Source organism: Methanosarcina subterranea (genome assembly GCF_055385895.1).
In genome coordinates this window covers 2791997-2808107 of sequence record NZ_AP042426.1, presented here as the reverse complement: position 1 = coordinate 2808107, position 16111 = coordinate 2791997, and the positions used below count along the sequence as shown (strand labels likewise).

At 44.7% G+C, this 16111-nt stretch carries 18 protein-coding genes; 15 read left to right on the top strand and 3 right to left on the bottom strand.

Annotation, left to right across the window (positions count from 1 at the left end; translation table 11 throughout):
- Positions 1 to 52: 52 nt before the first annotated feature.
- Together ACZ5A8_RS12420 and ACZ5A8_RS12415 are read left to right on the top strand one after the other, a co-directional pair.
- A complete protein-coding gene (locus tag ACZ5A8_RS12420; RefSeq protein WP_464534121.1) occupies positions 53 to 2113 on the top strand; it encodes a PAS domain S-box protein in 2061 nt (686 codons plus the stop codon).
- A gap of 1039 nt (positions 2114 to 3152) precedes the next feature.
- Positions 3153 to 3773 (top strand): SagB/ThcOx family dehydrogenase, encoded by a 621-nt coding sequence (locus tag ACZ5A8_RS12415; protein ID WP_464529401.1) that lies wholly within the window; start codon positions 3153 to 3155, stop codon positions 3771 to 3773.
- Between the two features lie 86 nt (positions 3774 to 3859).
- Here ACZ5A8_RS12415 and ACZ5A8_RS12410 read toward each other — a convergent pair whose 3' ends face one another.
- A complete protein-coding gene (locus ACZ5A8_RS12410; protein ID WP_464529399.1) occupies positions 3860 to 4606 on the bottom strand; it encodes a histidine phosphatase family protein in 747 nt (248 codons plus the stop codon).
- A 103-nt stretch (positions 4607 to 4709) separates the two neighbouring features.
- On the bottom strand, positions 4710 to 5399 hold the full coding sequence (locus ACZ5A8_RS12405) for an HD domain-containing protein (protein ID WP_464529397.1): 690 nt from the start codon (positions 5397 to 5399) through the stop codon (positions 4710 to 4712).
- A 449-nt stretch (positions 5400 to 5848) separates the two neighbouring features.
- Between ACZ5A8_RS12405 and ACZ5A8_RS12400 the strand changes: the two genes are divergently transcribed.
- The 11 genes from ACZ5A8_RS12400 (at position 5849) to ACZ5A8_RS12350 (ending at position 13037) form a co-directional block, all read left to right on the top strand.
- Positions 5849 to 6466, top strand: coding sequence for a dihydrofolate reductase family protein (locus ACZ5A8_RS12400; RefSeq protein ID WP_464529395.1), 618 nt, complete (start codon positions 5849 to 5851; stop codon positions 6464 to 6466).
- Positions 6463 to 6954 carry an SRPBCC family protein gene (locus ACZ5A8_RS12395; protein WP_464529393.1) on the top strand — a complete coding sequence of 164 codons (492 nt, stop codon included), beginning with the start codon at positions 6463 to 6465 and terminating at the stop codon, positions 6952 to 6954. The genes ACZ5A8_RS12400 and ACZ5A8_RS12395 overlap by 4 nt, the downstream gene beginning before the upstream one ends.
- A gap of 10 nt (positions 6955 to 6964) precedes the next feature.
- Positions 6965 to 7189: a hypothetical protein gene (locus tag ACZ5A8_RS12390; protein ID WP_464529392.1), complete on the top strand. Its 225-nt coding sequence runs from the start codon at positions 6965 to 6967 to the stop codon at positions 7187 to 7189.
- 58 nt (positions 7190 to 7247) lie between these two features.
- Positions 7248 to 7721, top strand: a complete 474-nt coding sequence (locus tag ACZ5A8_RS12385) for a VOC family protein (protein WP_464534120.1) — start codon at positions 7248 to 7250, stop codon at positions 7719 to 7721.
- A gap of 19 nt (positions 7722 to 7740) precedes the next feature.
- Positions 7741 to 9069, top strand: a complete 1329-nt coding sequence (locus ACZ5A8_RS12380; protein ID WP_464529390.1) for an alpha/beta fold hydrolase — start codon at positions 7741 to 7743, stop codon at positions 9067 to 9069.
- 56 nt (positions 9070 to 9125) lie between these two features.
- Complete coding sequence (locus tag ACZ5A8_RS12375; RefSeq protein WP_464534119.1) at positions 9126 to 9653, top strand: DUF1579 family protein; 528 nt, start codon at positions 9126 to 9128, stop codon at positions 9651 to 9653.
- Positions 9654 to 9711: 58 nt separating this feature from the next.
- A complete protein-coding gene (locus tag ACZ5A8_RS12370) occupies positions 9712 to 10293 on the top strand; it encodes a dihydrofolate reductase family protein (RefSeq protein ID WP_464529389.1) in 582 nt (193 codons plus the stop codon).
- Positions 10294 to 10403: 110 nt separating this feature from the next.
- Positions 10404 to 10937 (top strand): VOC family protein, encoded by a 534-nt coding sequence (locus ACZ5A8_RS12365; protein WP_464529388.1) that lies wholly within the window; start codon positions 10404 to 10406, stop codon positions 10935 to 10937.
- Between the two features lie 31 nt (positions 10938 to 10968).
- Positions 10969 to 11358 carry a VOC family protein gene (locus ACZ5A8_RS12360; RefSeq protein WP_464529386.1) on the top strand — a complete coding sequence of 130 codons (390 nt, stop codon included), beginning with the start codon at positions 10969 to 10971 and terminating at the stop codon, positions 11356 to 11358.
- An 80-nt stretch (positions 11359 to 11438) separates the two neighbouring features.
- Positions 11439 to 11861: a RidA family protein gene (locus ACZ5A8_RS12355; protein WP_464529384.1), complete on the top strand. Its 423-nt coding sequence runs from the start codon at positions 11439 to 11441 to the stop codon at positions 11859 to 11861.
- A 99-nt stretch (positions 11862 to 11960) separates the two neighbouring features.
- Positions 11961 to 13037 (top strand): winged helix DNA-binding domain-containing protein, encoded by a 1077-nt coding sequence (locus ACZ5A8_RS12350; protein WP_464529383.1) that lies wholly within the window; start codon positions 11961 to 11963, stop codon positions 13035 to 13037.
- 179 nt (positions 13038 to 13216) lie between these two features.
- Here the strand turns inward: ACZ5A8_RS12350 and ACZ5A8_RS12345 are convergent, their stop codons facing one another.
- Positions 13217 to 14992 carry a hypothetical protein gene (locus ACZ5A8_RS12345; protein ID WP_464529382.1) on the bottom strand — a complete coding sequence of 592 codons (1776 nt, stop codon included), beginning with the start codon at positions 14990 to 14992 and terminating at the stop codon, positions 13217 to 13219.
- 233 nt (positions 14993 to 15225) lie between these two features.
- Between ACZ5A8_RS12345 and ACZ5A8_RS12340 the strand changes: the two genes are divergently transcribed.
- Together ACZ5A8_RS12340 and ACZ5A8_RS12335 are read left to right on the top strand one after the other, a co-directional pair.
- The gene (locus ACZ5A8_RS12340) at positions 15226 to 15360 is read left to right on the top strand and encodes a hypothetical protein (protein WP_464529380.1); all 135 of its coding nucleotides are present in this window, start codon (positions 15226 to 15228) and stop codon (positions 15358 to 15360) included.
- A 310-nt stretch (positions 15361 to 15670) separates the two neighbouring features.
- Positions 15671 to 15910 carry a hypothetical protein gene (locus tag ACZ5A8_RS12335; protein WP_464529378.1) on the top strand — a complete coding sequence of 80 codons (240 nt, stop codon included), beginning with the start codon at positions 15671 to 15673 and terminating at the stop codon, positions 15908 to 15910.
- Positions 15911 to 16111 lie beyond the last annotated feature (201 nt).

Genomic DNA, 16111 nt, shown 5'->3' with positions numbered 1-16111 from the left:
TTATAAATAAACCAAAGATATAAATATCAGCCTATATTAATTTTAACAGGGGATCAATATTACGGAAAAGAGCCTTCAGAGCAAGTTCACGGGTAAAGGGCATCCTGAAAAGGAGCTGCCCGACTTTTTTGAATCTAAAGAAGAATTGAAAATATTCCTCGAAAGTATTCCACAGGTCATTTTCATAAGAAAAGCCGAAGCCGGCTTTCCGGTAGAGTTTGCTTCTGCAAATGTTTCATTTCTTGGGTATGAGCCTGCTGAGTTTAAGGCGGGAAAAATTCTATATGTTGACATAGTCCACCCTGAAGACCTTGAAGCTTTTAATTTCGGGGTCATAAGTAATTCTGAAAGAGGAATTAAGGATTACACTCTGGAATATAGGGTCCTCACAAAGAACGCAAACGTGCGCCGTGTTGAGGATAGGACTCTCATCCAGTATGGAAAAAACGGCAGGATAAGCCGCTACTTCGGGATTGTTTCGGACATTACCACTCGTAGAGAGCTTGCAGAAAAACTGGAGCAGGAGGAGCAGAAGTTCAACTCTCTGCTCAACTCAAACAACAGTATCATAATTATCCTGGATAGAAACGGAAAATTCCTGGAAGTAAATGAAGGAGCGTGCACGGGCCTGGGATACAGCAGAGAAGAACTCCTTAAGCTTGCTCCGGAAAACATCGACACCAGGTATGGGAACCAGTTTTCCAGGCAGGTTAAGAAAATATACCAGGAAGGGAAAATTACTTTTGAGACTACCTATCTGAAAAAAGACGGCATCTCTATCCCGGTAGAAGTGGAAGCCCACGTAATGGATTACGAGGGCAAAAATACTGTTCTTATAGTTGCAAGAGATATCAGCGCGGAAAAGAAAATAAAAAGAGATATGTCGCATTTACTAAAAGTGAACAAAGTCCTGGAATTAATTATAAGCAGCAGCCCTTTAGTCGTTTTTCTGAGCACCCCCAGGGAAAAGCGGCCTGTGGAATTTATAACTGAAAACGTGATCATTTTCGGATATCCTGCAGGAGCCTTTACCTCAGGAGAACTCACATATGAAAACATCATCCATCCCCTTGATATTGAAAAGGTAAGAGATAACCTGTTCAGGCATTATAAAGAAGGTAGAAACGACTTTTTCCAGGAATACAGGATCCTCACGGCTTCCGGAGAGGTCCGCTGGGTGAATGAGCAGACTTTTATCCATTCCGATGAAAAAGGAGATATCGATTACCTGTACGGAACAGTTATTGATGTTACTGAAAAGAGGCAAAGCTCTGACTTCCTGCGTCTCCGCCGCGATGCCGGAAATGCCCTTGCTTCTACAGATGAAATTCAGGAAATTTTAAGGCAGCTCCTTGATCTCGCTCTTGAGGTCGAGCCTCTGGATTCTGGATGCATTTATCTTATGGATGAAGGCAGTAACGAACTGAGGTTAAAGACCTGCAAGGGGTTATCTCCTGCTTTTGTGAAAGCGGCATCCGGTTTTGGAAAAGCTCAGGGGCTGGCAAACCTGCTCAGGATAGGGAAACCTGTTTACAGGCACTATTTTGAGATTAAAAATATGGCTTCTCTTGAGACTCCACCTGAAGAAAAGCTTCGAGCAGCTGCTTTTATCCCTGTATTCTCAGGTGGTCGCTTTGCTGCAGTCATTCAGCTCAGTTCCCATAAAGCAGATGAGATCTCCGAAACTTCCCGAAAACAGCTTGAAACCATTGCCCTTGAACTCGGAAACGAGATCGGCAGAATAAGGGAAAAAGCAGAGCTCCATCAAACCAGCAGCGATTTTCAGGGGCTCTTTAAGAGCATAAAGGATTTTCTTTTTATTGTGAATTACGAAGGCTGCATTCTCCATTCCAATCCTGCTTTCCGCAAGCACCTTGCTTATACTGAAAAAGAACTCCTTGGAAAGAATATACTTTCTTTCCACCCTCAGAACCGGGTACTCGAAGCCGCAAAAAATTTTTCTGAAATCCTCGAAGGAAAAACTTCCCTGTACAGCGTGCCCTTTGTTAGCAAGGAAGGGGTTGAGATTTTTGCAGAGACCAGATTCAGTAGAGGTTCATGGAAGGGACAGGAAGTCCTTATCGCTCTCGCACGCCCCAGGCTTACAGAATAAGGGACAAAAGGAACAGAAAAAGGAACAGAACAAAATAAATCTAATCTGATGGATTTCTTCAGGTTTTAACCAATAAAATTATATATCAATTTTTTTATTTTTTTCTCTCGCTAAGTGGATGATAGATCTAAAAATAGCCTATTCCTTTTTCAAGCAGAGAAACGACATATACAATAAGTTTCATTTTCAAAAAACATGTATATAAAGGTATCTCATGCAACGATCTAACAGTATCTCAGGGTATAACGTCGATTGATAAAGATAGTTAAGATAAATTCAAAAAAAGGTTTAAATTAAAAGTTATTTCATATGAACGGATTTGAAATTTTCAATTTTTTTCACCTATATAGGTCTTCCGAAATTATCCTGTTTGGAGAGAGTTAAAACCACGAGAAATATATTATAAGCTGGTGAGTTGTAAATCCAGAACAGCTTACACCAGTACGTTGGTTCCTAATTGTGTGAACCCTGATAGGGAACACATATTGTACTTACGCGAATAGATTCAAACAGACTAAAACGCACCAACATGTCTGGAACCATAAACTGCATTCCACAGGGCCGGGCGCGTAAATGCCCAAAAGAACCATTTATCTACCACCGCATCTACCACATCAAAATATCTACCACATCTAACATATCTACCACACCACAAACCCGGCCCTGGTGTGCAGCCGAAAAGCTTTGAATTCTCTTTTTAATAAACGCTCCTTTGAGCAGCATGTTTTTAAGCAATTTTCGCCTTTACCGGCACTGGAGCTGTATTTTTGAGTTCATTTTCCAGCCTAAAAATAGTTCACTTTCCAGCCTAAAAATAGTTCACTTTCCAGCCTGAAAATAGACTTCAAGATGGCTTATAACGCCTTCCGGAAAACATATTTAATTGCAGGCGGTTTTTTATTAAATAGGAAGCATAAAACGACTTGTCTGATAACCCGCCATCTGATACTATCTAAGTATTGAGTTTAGCTTAAAGTACCGAATTAGCTTAAAACAAAGTACATCACATCTGAAAAAGAATTGTTGTGGGGGAATAATCATGGTAAACAGGAATCCTGCAGACCTGCCTATGAAGGTTAAGCTGCCTGAACCGGGAACTTCAGGAAATCGGATCGAAGAACTGCTTGCAAAGCGAAGATCAGTACGTAGATATGCTGAAAGAGACCTGTCCGAAACGGTAATTTCCCGTTTTCTCTGGGCAGCCCAGGGGATAAGTTCAAAGGAAGGGTTAAGGACATCTCCTTCTGCAGGTGCGCTTTATCCCCTTGAGATCCACGCTGTTATCGGAGAGGGAAATGGGTTTGAGCCCGGAATTTACAGGTACATTGCAGAAGAACATACCCTTACGCAGGAAATCCCTGGCGATATGAGAGAAAGGCTCTCAAGAGCAGCCCTTTCCCAGCCTATGGTCAGACAGGCTCCCGTCTCACTTATAATCTCCGCAGTCTACCCGCGTATAACGAGCAAATACGGAAAAAGAGGCATCCGTTACGCAGATATGGAAGCCGGACACGCAGCCCAGAACGTTTACCTGCTGGGCGTGGAACTCGGGATAGGCACCTGTGCCGTAGGGGCTTTTGACGATGAAGAGGTAAAAAAAGTCCTTAAACTACCTGCAAATGAAGAGCCTCTTTATATTCTGCCGCTTGGCTACATATAAATGCCTGAAAATAGATGCCTGTAAATGCTTTTCCGGCAAGAATCAGGGGGCTCTAAAAAAGAACTCAGCAAGAGCTCAAAGAGAGTTCAGAAGTCCCTTTTCACCGACGGATCCATTTCAGCATTTTCCCTGACCAGCCCGCCTCCGAAAAGTGTGTAGATTACGGGCCTTGCATTTGCCAGTCTTACTTTGCGGATGTCTTCATTGGAAATTCCTTCGATATGCTTAATCAGCGCTCTCAAGCTGTTCTGATGGGCGCAGACTATTACATTTTTTCCTTCCCGAAGGGGAGGGGATATCTCCCTTTCGAAATACGGGACTGCACGTCTATAGATGTCTTTGAGGCTCTCTCCTTCAGGAGGCCCTTCGTCGTAGCTCCGGCACCAGTGAAGGATCTGTTCTTCCCCGTATTTCTCTTTCATTTTGTCCTTTTTCCTTCCCTGCAATATCCCGTAATAACGCTCATTTAAGGCTTCACTGGAATAGATCGGGATCAGGTTTTTTTCGGTTTTCGGGGGATATGAATACCGGTTTTCTTTTTTGTCCATCCCGGCTTCGGCTCCGCTTTCTGCCCTGCCCTCCTCTGAGCCGGCTGCTTCATGGACAAAGACTCCGATCTTCTTCTGCTTAGAGAGGATAAGAAAGAGGGTTTCCTGCGCCCGGACCAGCTTTGAAGTAAAAGCAAGGTCCAGCCCGATCTTTTCAATTTCGGCAGCACAGAGCAGGGATTCTTCTATCCCTTTCCCTGTTAGTGGGACATCAACCCAGCCTCCAAATCTACCGTCAACGTTCCAGCCGGATTCCCCATGTCGTACAAGTATCAGGTAACTCATCCAGATCTTCCAATCCCAGGAATTAATGCTTATTTTTTAAAAAGTGGCTTTGAGTTATGGTTTTAAAGTATAACTTTAAGGCGTGATTTTTTGATTTAAATACTCATGATTTATGCGGTTGGGGCCTGAACTCAAGTTCCGTATCGTAGAGCAGATGCCAGAGATCCCCTTTCTTGTCCATTCTTTCCGCATCAATTGCAGCTCCCTCACCTTCTATTTCAAACCTGAAACTTTTTTTCCCGGATGTGACTTTTCCGAGCCTGCTCTCCATCCTGCTGTAGTCCAGGGCATCGGCAAGCCTGACAAGGGCAGCAACTTTCAGGGTAAGTCCCTGCAGGTCTTCAGGCATGTTTCCGAAGCTTTTCTCATTAAGTCTACTGAGCTTTTTTTCTCCAATATTCTTTTTGTGCAGGAAAGCCGTCCAGGCAACAACAGGCCAGAGCCGTTCAGGCAGCTCCGAAGGCGGGTGCAGGAGCAGGATATCTCTTCCTGCCCGATGGTGGTTTTTAAGGTCCGTAGCGACCCCTACATCATGAACAAGAGCTGCTATTTCCAAGAGCTTCCGGAATTCAAGGCCAAGCCGGTGGACAGGAGCAAGGATATCAAAAAGCTCGAGCACATTTCGTGCCACATTGTCGGCGTGGCTTCGTTCAATCCCATACCTGTGGTAAAGGGCTTCGAGGGGCAAAGGATCGGGAACGAAAGTTTCTCTGGACTTCTCCTCGCCTGAAATTTTGCCACCTGGATCTGCATCCGACCGTTTGTTCCCTGAAGGTTTATCATCTGAATTCACATTAAAACCCTTTTTTGTTATTTTTCTTTATCTGTATGGTGTTAGATCAACTTAAACTTGTTTTTTTCAGTCGGGATGTAAAGTAAACATTCTCTTAACTGTAAACATCATTGTAATTAAATTTAAGAATTACATATAAATTTGAGAACCATATATCTTGATAAGGGAATTATTTTGGGGATAATGGCGGAAAAACTGAATAACATAATTGAATAACATAACTGAATAACATAACTGAATAACATAACTGAATAACATATTTGTAGGCTACCGGAGAAAGTTCTTCACGTTTGTACGGACAATTCAGATTTCGTTAAAAAAGGGGCATGACAGAGGGGATTCAAACGGTTAACAGTTGTCTCGCTCAGAGAATCAGGCGGAACCGGGTTACTTCTTGAGCCAGAATTACTTGCATAACTGTTAATGCGCAGTCACAAATTCTAATACGATTGTCAAAAGTCAAAGTTTTTGAGGGGAGAAAAGTGAAAAGAATAATTGCCTCGGAAATGATAACGCTCGATGGCTACTTTGCGGGACAGGATGGGGAGATAGACTGGTTTTTCTGGAATGAAGAAATGGCGCAATCTGCCATCGATCTGATAAGTACCGCGGACACGCTTCTATTCGGACGGGTAACCTATGAACTAATGGCAAGTTACTGGCCATCCGCTTCTCCGCCTACGGAAGACCCAATAATCATTGACAAGATGAATAATTTACCCAAAATTGTTTTTTCAAGGGCGCTTAAGAAAGTTGAGTGGGGAAAATGGAACAATGTGAGGCTAGTTAAAGAAATTACACCGGAAGAAATTCTTAAAATGAAAAAGCAGCCCGGAAAAAACATGGTGATATACGGTAGTGGTAGCATTGTGTCAGCTTTTATGAATCTTGGTTTAATTGACGAATATTACCTTTTTGTTAATCCTGTCGTCTTGGGCAGAGGAAAGTCCCTGTTCAAAGACCTGAATGACAGGCATAAGATGAAGCTTATAAGAACAAAGGCGTTCAGCAACGGCGTCGTTCTGCTTCACTATCAGTCTGACTCAAAGGAGGCGATTAAAGCATGACAAATAAGCTTACTAAGATTACAGCTGAACCTGGGAAACAGGAGATTATCATTGAAAGGGAATTTGATTCACCGCGCGAGATTGTGTTTAAAGCATTTACCGACCCGAAGCTTTATGCACAATGGCTTGGGCCTCGTGAACTTGTAATGACGCTTGAGACATTTGAGCCAAGAAACGGAGGTTCATGGCGCTACATCCAGACAGACCCGGATGGCAATGAGTATGCATTTCATGGTGTGAATCATGAAGTCTTAGCACCTGAACGAATTATTGGCACATTTGAATTTGAAGGGCTTCCGGAAAAAGGGCATGTCATCCTCGAAACAGCGAGATTTGAAGCATTGCCGGGTGGCAGGACAAAATTAACATCTCAATCTGTCTTCCAGACGATTGAGGATCGTGATGGGATGCTCCAGTCAGGCATGGAAGAAGGGGTTAATGATTCGTATGACCGTCTCGATGAGCTATTGGAAAAGATGAAAAAATAAAAGTTAAGATTTGATTTATGATGGCAAAAGGCATAAGGGCATCGAATATACCGGCTTTGACGAAGATACCCGGACACTGCGTTCGTATTTAATGGAAATTAACGGTGGTAATTTTACATATACCTACGACCTCGAAGGCGACACTCTGTATTACTGGTTCGGAGACAAAGGCTCGGACAATTTTAGCCAGGGGACGTTCAGCAAGGATGGAAATACCATTAAAGGCCGCTGGTAAGACGGGTGGCTACGAGTATACCACGACTCGCGTAACTAAAGGCAACCGCGAGACACATATGCAAAAAATCACCTCATGCTTGTTGTTCGATGGTAAAGCTGAGGAGGCAATGAATTTTTATACCTCAGTTTTTGAAAATTCAAAGGCTGTTAGCATTACGCACTATGGAGAAGCAGGGCCCGGACAGAAAGGAACGGCAATGTTCGCGACATTCCAGCTCGACGGACAGGAATTCATTGCGTTAAACGGCGGTCCACAGTTCACCTTCGCTGAAGCCATATCTTTGTTTGTGAGCTGCGAGGCCCAGGAGGAAGTAGATGATCTATGGGAGAAGCTCTCCGAGGGCGGAGAAAAACAAAGGATCGGCTGGCTTAAAGATAAATACGGCGTTTCATGGCAAATTGTACCAACCGTTTTGGGCGAGCTGTTAAATGATCCCGACTCTGAAAAATCTCAAAGAGTTATGAAAGTCATGCTTCAGATGGATAAAATTAACATAAAAAAATTAAAGCAGGCATATGAGGGACAATAATCTGAAAGGATAATAGAATATGAATAAGAACAATACACAGAAGCCACCCGAGCCAGATCCAGCACTCAAGCGCTTGAATGTCTTTGTCGGCAAGTGGAACACGGAAGGCCAGCTTAGAGCAACACCGTCTAACCCTGCCGTTAAGATAATTGGAACGGATATCTATGAGTGGCTGCCCGGCGGGTTTTTCCTTATTCACCGCGTGGATGTGCTTATGGGAGACGAGGAGGTCAAGTCCGTTGAAATCATCGGCTATGATGCTTCGAGCAATATCTATCCAATGCGCTATTTTGACAACAAGGGCAATTCCGGTACATCTCAGGCGATTGTACGCAACGGTGACTGGATATTCATTGGAGAATCGGAGCGCTCCACGGTTACGTTCAGCGATAACAATAATATTATAACGGCCAGCTGGGAGCGGTTAAGTGACGGCTCGAACTGGTCACCCTGGATGGAGGTGAAGTTAACCAGAGTGAAAGATCTCATGGAACACCCGTTTGATACCGGTTCCACCTCAAAAAACAGGGAAAAAAAGCCTGAATACCCGGATAGAGAAGCCACAGGCAACTATGCTTTCGTTAACGGCCTCAACATTTATTATGAGATACATGGAACTGGCAAACCACTGATCCTGCTTCATGGCGGTGTTGGTGCGAGCGAAATGTTTGGTCCGGTCCTGCCAATACTCGCAGAAAACAGGCAGGTTGTTGCAGTCCATTTGCAGGCTCACGGGAGGACGTCTGACATCGACCGGCCGCTCAGCTTCGAGTCGATGGCTGACGATATCGCGGCGTTGACGAAGCACCTCGACATCGAAAGAGCCGATATCATGGGCTACTCGCTTGGCGCAGGCGTAACTCTGCAGACAGCCATCCGCCACCCTGACCTAGTTCGTAAACTTGTGATCATCTCAGCTCCCGTTAAGCAGAATGGATGGTACCCCGAGGTTCAGGAGCTTATGGCGCAGATGGGTCCCGAGACTGCAAAAGCAATGAATCAGACCCTGCTTTACCAGTTCTATCCCGACAACGACTGGGAAGTGCTCTTTACTAAACTAGGTGACCTGATCAGGCAGGACTATGACTGGTCGAAGGACGTGGCTTCGATTCGGTCGCCTATGATGATCGTTTTTGGGGATGCGGACGCCGTCCGTATTGATCATATAACTGAGTTCTTCGCATTATTTGGCGGTGGTCAAAGGGATGCCGGCCTTGATGGTTCCAAAAGGCCAGCAGCGCAGCTCGCTATTCTGCCGGGCGTAACGCATTACAATATTCTCTCCTTCCCCTCGCTGGCTGCCTTTGTTACGGCGTTCCTTGACTCACGCATGCCTGAGGTTGGGTGAATACAACTTATCGACTGCACAATTACTAAATTTATTAGCGAGTCTGCAGATCACGAATTCATAATTTTCGAAGTATAGTAGTAAATAAAAAAGAAGGAGAAATTATCATTTCAAACAACAACACGCAGTTAGAACAGCAACCTGAACCTGATTCCGCACTCAAGCGCCTGGATGAATTGGTCGGTACGTGGAGTATAAAAGGTCACACGCTTGACTCTAAAGTCGACAACGTATCTGCACTGACTACTTTTGAGTGGCTACCTGGAGGGTTCTTTCTAAAACAGAACTTCGAGGCTGACTTCATGGACATGAAAATCCAGAGCCTGGAACTCATTTACTACGATCCGGAGAGCGATGCCTTCCCCTCACTTGTCTATTCCAATCTGGCAGGGATTCCCATCCCGTACAGATATGATGTCCGGGGCAAGAACGTCACGATTACAACGGATCTTGCAGGAGGGGCAAAAATGACGGGAAAAATAAGCGAAGACTGCAATACCTTCTCTGGCGGCTGGAGACCGAACCCGGGCAAAGAAAATCCCGGAAACGTAGCTTACGATTTTGTCGGAACCCGGATAAAATAAATTGCTCGTTGATTGAAATCCGGATGAGAACAGTTTTGGGAGAATGGGGACAGGCACTATGAGAAAAATTATTATGTTTAATCGAATTTCTGTTGACGGCTTTTTTGCTGGGCCTAACGGAGAAATCGATTGGTTCATAGCAGACCATGAACTTGACAAAGCGTTACATGAAATGGGGGAATCCGACATGGATCCACCCGACACGGTTTTGCTTGGCAAAGTGACATATCAGCTGTTTGAAAGTTTTTGGCCAAAGGTAGCTGCTGATCCAGAATCTCCCGAAGAAGCACGGGTTATTGCCAACGAATTAAATCAAATGACCAAAGTGGTTTTTTCAAAGACCTTAAAAGAAGTTTCCTGGCAGAATACCAGACTGGTTAAAGGTAATGTCATAGGAGAGGTAAGCAGGTTAAAACAAGAAAAAGGTTCTGATATCCTGATATTTGGCAGTGGCACAATTGTACAGCAGCTTGCAGATGAAGGATTAATTGATGAATATTTGTTGGCGGTAACTCCGGTTGTTTTGGGAACAGGAAAACCGCTGTTTAAGGATGTCAAAAAATTAAATCTTAAGCTTTTAGAAACAAAAAAGTTCAAATCCGGAAACGTTTTGCTTCACTATGAAACTGAAAAAGGGTAATTATTCTATAGATCAGAGAAGCGAATGATTATAGAACAAAGTTGTGTAATTTTAGGGGGTAGTTAAAATATGCAAAATTTCAAGAAGCAGTCTGATGGGGAGAAGACCCTATGAAAGCAAGTACTCAGAAAATAACACCGTGTTTGACCTTCAACCGTCAGGCCGAAGAGGCGGTGAATTTCTACGTTTCGATTTTCTCTGCTATATTTGAAAATTCAAAAATTCTGAGTATTGCTCGCTATAGCAAAGAAGAACTTGCGGCTCTTTCATACTTACCCGAAGACATTCGACCCGGACCTGCAGGCGGCGTAAGAACCGTTAGATTCCTGCTCAATGGACATGAAATTGAAGCGGTTAATGGGGGGGACTTTTTCAATTTCTGTGAGGGTATGTCGCTGTACGTTAGATGCGAGAGCCAGGAGGAAATAGACTGGCTCTGGGAAAAGCTGTCGGAAGGCGGAGAGAAAAGCCAATGCGGCTGGCTTAAAGACAAATATGGCGTTTCGTGGCAGATTGCACCTGCTATTGTAGACGAAATGCTTGATGATCCTGACCCTGAAAAATCAAAAAGGGTTATTATTGCAATTTATGGAATGAAAAAATACGACATCGAAGCTCTGAAGCGGGCATATGAAGGACAATAAACTGAACATAATTTGACGGAGGAGATTTGTTATGCAGACAATAGACATAAACACTCAATACACTGTTGTAGTCACACCAAAATTTAACGAATGTAAAGATTTTTATGTCCAGAACTTCGATTTTGATATAGTTTTTGAGTCCGACTGGTATATACAACTGAAGCACGAGAACGGCATTGAGTTGGGATTTATGAAACCTGATCTCTCTAACCAGCCCGAGTTTCTTCATGCCGGGTATAACGGAAAAGGCATTATTTTTACCTTCGAAGTAAAAGATGCAGAAAAAGAGTGGGAGAAAGCCAAAAAAATAGAAGGCTTAAAAATTATATTCCCATATACAGAGGAAGAATGGGGACAGAAACACTTTATGCTTGAAGACCCTGCTGGCACATTTGTGGATATTGTCCAGCAGCTTTCTTAAAGGACTTTGCTACAAAAGAGAAAAATCGTTTGTAATTTACTCTGTAAGGTAGAATATATGTAATTGGGGGATTTTCAATAATGGCAGACTCAATTAAAGGGCAGGTTTCGTATATAAATCCCGATGGCTTACCAAAAAATCCGGCATTCACCAACGTAATCGTCGTAACCGGTAAGGTAAAGACGATTTATATTGGGGGGCAGGATGCGGTAGATGCTTCCGGAACAATCGTAGGAAAAGGTGACATCAAAAAGCAGACCGAGCAGGTTTTGGCTAATGTGCAAACTGCACTGAAAGCTGGCGGTGCTGAACTGGAGCATATTGTCAAATGGAATATATACGCAGTACAGGGACAGCCTATTCAGCCGGCTTTTGAAGCATTCCAGCAATTCTGGGGCAGAAGACCTGATCCACCTGCGATCACCGTTGCCTTCGTATCAGGGCTGGCAAACCCTGATTTCCTGGTAGAGATGGATGCCATTGCTGTTGTGCCTCAGCAGTGACTCTATAGCTAAAACGTTATACTGTATGCGAGTACTGATGGCAATGGTCCAGATGAAGACTAATAGATTCTCATTCCAGAGGAAGACTGATAGATTCTTATGAAAGCTTCAGAAATTCCCAAATTACGTCTTCATAACAGTGGCTTAAGTCATTCTCCGTTTAAAAGTCCGGCTAATGCGGTTTCGCATTTAGGGGCAGTTCAGGCACAGGATTTTGCTGCCGCTAAATGGGCTCTTGGGCTTCGTATCAAAAATTCAACTGATGAAAGTATCGAAAAAGCTTTTAATGAAGGCAAGATCCTGCGCACCCATGTAATGCGCCCAACCTGGCACTTTGTTGTGCCGGAAGATATACGCTGGATGCTTGAGTTGACTGCACCTCGAGTCAAAACGGTTCTTGCACATTACAATCGGAAACTCGAGCTCGATGACGCGCTGTTTGCCAGGAGCAACTCCGCAATTGCCAGAGCACTGCAAAATAATACGTATCTCACCCGGCAGGAGTTGAAAACACTGCTGGCAAATACAGGCATCAAGACCGATGTTCAGCGTCTGGCTCACATTATCATGCAGGCTGAGCTGGATGGATTAATTTGCAGCGGACCAAGGCGTGGGAAACAATTTACGTATGCACTTCTGGAAGAGCGAGTGGCGAAAGCAAAAAAACTGAGCAGAGAACAGGCTCTTGCAAAACTAGCACTCAAGTATTTTACAAGTCACGGGCCAGCCCAGCTAAAGGATTTTTCATGGTGGTCGGGACTTACCGTTAAAGACTCAAGAGATGCCCTCGGTTTAATTGAATCAGAGTTAGAAAAGGCAACGTTTGACGGTAAAACCTACTGGTTTTCTACTGATAAAAGTGCTATAACGCTGGAGTTACCATCAGCATTTTTACTATCAATTTATGATGAGTATACAATAGCCTACAAGGATAGAGGAGATATTAGTGAGTCGAGGGATATTGAGAGAATGATCTCAATGGGTAATGCTTTGACTGCAGTTACCATTCTGAATGGAAAAGTAGCAGGCACCTGGAATAGAACTTTGAAAAAAAGTAGGGTTGAAATCAGACTAAATCCGTTTCGGCAATTGAATAAAGAAGAGCAGGGGGCGTTAGAATCAGAGATTGCTCGATATGGGAAGTTTGTCGGACTTCCTGCAGTTATCGTTAAATAATCTTCTTTAAGTAATCTACCGCAAGGGGCAATACTGCGAAGAGCAAAAGATAGAATCTCCAGAATCATCCAGAAATCGCCTGGCTGAAGCTGTTCCTTGAACCGTTGGGATGTTCAGTAAGGACTGAAACTCTACTACTGGTGGTTAGTAATAACCAGAAGGCAGTCGTGTGAGTTTCATCAATCTCCCACATCTCCTTTTATCACTATCTCATGGGAATTCACACTGACCTCGATGAACTCAATAGGAATCTTCACCGGAATCATGAGGTCGTCGGGTCTCAGGACCTGAAAGGGGTCCTCGATCTCGAGAGCTGTCGGTATCTTGAAGGTAAGGTAGTCATGGAGATCATTGAGGAGTGATTTAGTTATCCCGATCTTGTGAATCATATCTATGAACCATTTCCCGATATCTTCCGGGATATTGAGGATGTTCCTGATGATGTTGTCTATCCCGCCTAAGATCTCTTGGATAAGGTTAATTGCCCAGTCGGGCGCCTTTGAAGAGCTAAGAAGGTTGTCGATCGAACCCTCCACGCGGTTTTTGAAGAGATCTCCAACGGTGTCTGCAATGCCGGTGACGTGGAGATCTGAGGGTAAGGTCGGAATGGCAACAATCTGCCATCGATTTGGTGTCCCTGAATATACCCCGTAAAATGCTTCTACCCGTGCTTTGAAGGTTACCTCCGATGTGATGGATTCGCTTAAGTCTATCGGGACGGTAATATCCGGGCTGTCGCTGAAAAAGCAGTATGATGGGAGCGCCACGCAATCCCTGCATCCCACTACCGGGACATTGCAGGAAGGATACGGCGGCATTAAACAGACCTCACCACCTCCAACACAGAGCTTGGGGATATTGATCCCAATACTGAGTTTGAATTTATCCCATTTGACGTCGAGTTCTTTGATAACGATCGTGCCGTCGTCTCGCATCTCGAGGGAACCGCCTTCGAAGTGCGCCACCACATCATAGTTAACGGAGAATGGGCCATAGCTATCTGCACCCGACTTTGAGAAACGAAAACCCTTCACAATAGCGGTAAAGATCTTTTCGAAAGCGGCGGCGGAAACGGCAGCATTAAAGTCAAAGGTTCCCTTTCTATTCCTTGGCCGACTGGTCCGCGTCACGGCTCCGGCAGATATTTTCTCGGAGGGGGTCGGCTCTGAAGGCAGCAGGTTGAACGTAATGCTGTCAAGATTGGCAAAAACCTTTAACTGGCTATCCTCTACAGCCGGGTTATGGGGGGCTGTCGCCGATGCGGAAATGGTAAGGCTACCCATGCTCTTGGGGAGATTAATGGCATTGAAAGCGAGCGCAGAGATCGCAGCCATTATCTGAGGGAAAATTCCCTGGTTCAGGGTAAGGAGAGCATAGCACCCTATTATCTTCTCCAAACTTTCCGGATTGAGCTCAGGAATCTCTATGCCGGATATATTCATCGAAATATTCTGCTTTCCTGGAATTCCCGCTATCCCAAAGCCACCGGTCGCAAAAAGGTTTAAGCAAAAGCAGTCGATATCTCCTTCCTCTTTCTTACCGCTACTGGCAAAAGGCAAAATGCTATTCCAGGGCTGGCAGATCAGGCTGGTACATACCTTAAAGTTAACAGCAAACTGCTGCTCTTTGAGAGGAGGGTCCAGTTCCGGCGGGAGACTGAAAGCGCTTCCTGGGAAAAAGTCTATCGTCCCTCTGGTCAATTGAATGATGTAGTCTAGCGTGATGGGCGTCCGGATGATCGGCAATGGATCCGTCCTGCTTATAAGAAGATTGTTTGCCTGCACCACCTGCGGCACAGTATGGATTTCCCTGCAGATAGGCCGGGGATTGGTTGCAGGAAGAATTGACCCGTAGTTGAAGAGTGAGGGTCGCTGTGCCATAATGTGGTTAAGGATCCGATTGACGCCGGCATCCTGCACAGCGACGTAGATATCGGAATACTGGGTGAACTTCATTACCCGCCACCCGCCTTACGTAATCTTTTCCCATTCACCGTACTCACCATGATGAGTTATATGTGATTGCGTGTGTATTTCTTTTATCGTTGTGGGTTTTATTCATTTGTACTGGGTCAGCTTACCCCGCGCCATATTTGTGCCCCGAAGGACGAAAATACCTTTTGACCGAAGCTGGCTGGAAAATAATTATCCGACAAGCTCGCTGAAAATCTGGAAAAGGAGAAATCCTTATGGGAAAGAGCACGATCGAACACCCAAATGAAATAAACAAGAACTCAAAGGGCAACTACACGTCGGTAAATGGTCTCAAGATGTACTATGAGATCCATGGCACCGGCAGACCCTCATCTTACTACATGGGGTAGCGATCCGACAGGATGTTCGGCCCTGTTCTGCCTACGCTTGCCAAAGATAGGCAAATTGTAGCCGTCTATTTGCATGCCCACGGGCGGAAGACTGACATTAACCGACCGCTCAGCTTAGACTGGTGGTCGACGACATATAGATGCTAATGGAGCATCTCGGTATCGAGAGAGCCGATATCATCAGGAGCTACTCGCCTGGCGCCGGCGTTGCCCTGCATATCTCCTCCGGCACCAGAAAGTGGTTGGTAAGCTCGTGATCATCTCGGTTTCTGTCAAGCGAGATAGCTGGTATTCCAAATTTCTGGAGAGTATGGCGCAGATGGGTACCGAGACTTCGAAAGCCATGAAGCAGATCCCGCTCTACCAGCTTTATCCCGACACCGACTGGGAAGCGCTCTTCAACAAACTCAGTAACCTGGTCAGACAGGACTATGAATGGTCAAAGGATGTAGCTTCGATTCGGTCGCCTATGATGATCATCTTAGCGGATACGGACGCTGTCCGTACAGAACAAATCATCGAATTTAACAAGTTGCTCGGCAATGGCTAGCGGGATGCAGGCCTTGACGGTTCCGGGAGACCGATGGCTCAGTTTGTTATTTTGACAGGCGTGACGCACTATAATATTCTCTTTCCGAAAGCTGGCTACCTTCTTTATGACGGAAATGCTGAGCGATGGTTAGCGGCTACCATGGGATGGATGTGAAGTTGACAAATACCCGATGAAGGAGAACTTATGGTAAATAAAATA

Coding starts and splice junctions, on each gene's coding strand:
- ACZ5A8_RS12415 (WP_464529401.1), top strand. CDS start 3,153: ATGGTAAACAGGAATCCTGCAGACCTGCCTATGAAGGTTAAGCTGCCT.
- ACZ5A8_RS12410 (WP_464529399.1), bottom strand. CDS start 4,606: ATGAGTTACCTGATACTTGTACGACATGGGGAATCCGGCTGGAACGTT.
- ACZ5A8_RS12395 (WP_464529393.1), top strand. CDS start 6,463: ATGACAAATAAGCTTACTAAGATTACAGCTGAACCTGGGAAACAGGAG.
- ACZ5A8_RS12385 (WP_464534120.1), top strand. CDS start 7,248: ATGCAAAAAATCACCTCATGCTTGTTGTTCGATGGTAAAGCTGAGGAG.
- ACZ5A8_RS12380 (WP_464529390.1), top strand. CDS start 7,741: ATGAATAAGAACAATACACAGAAGCCACCCGAGCCAGATCCAGCACTC.
- ACZ5A8_RS12370 (WP_464529389.1), top strand. CDS start 9,712: ATGAGAAAAATTATTATGTTTAATCGAATTTCTGTTGACGGCTTTTTT.
- ACZ5A8_RS12365 (WP_464529388.1), top strand. CDS start 10,404: ATGAAAGCAAGTACTCAGAAAATAACACCGTGTTTGACCTTCAACCGT.
- ACZ5A8_RS12360 (WP_464529386.1), top strand. CDS start 10,969: ATGCAGACAATAGACATAAACACTCAATACACTGTTGTAGTCACACCA.
- ACZ5A8_RS12355 (WP_464529384.1), top strand. CDS start 11,439: ATGGCAGACTCAATTAAAGGGCAGGTTTCGTATATAAATCCCGATGGC.
- ACZ5A8_RS12350 (WP_464529383.1), top strand. CDS start 11,961: ATGAAAGCTTCAGAAATTCCCAAATTACGTCTTCATAACAGTGGCTTA.
- ACZ5A8_RS12345 (WP_464529382.1), bottom strand. CDS start 14,992: ATGAAGTTCACCCAGTATTCCGATATCTACGTCGCTGTGCAGGATGCC.
- ACZ5A8_RS12340 (WP_464529380.1), top strand. CDS start 15,226: ATGGGAAAGAGCACGATCGAACACCCAAATGAAATAAACAAGAACTCA.
- ACZ5A8_RS12335 (WP_464529378.1), top strand. CDS start 15,671: ATGGCGCAGATGGGTACCGAGACTTCGAAAGCCATGAAGCAGATCCCG.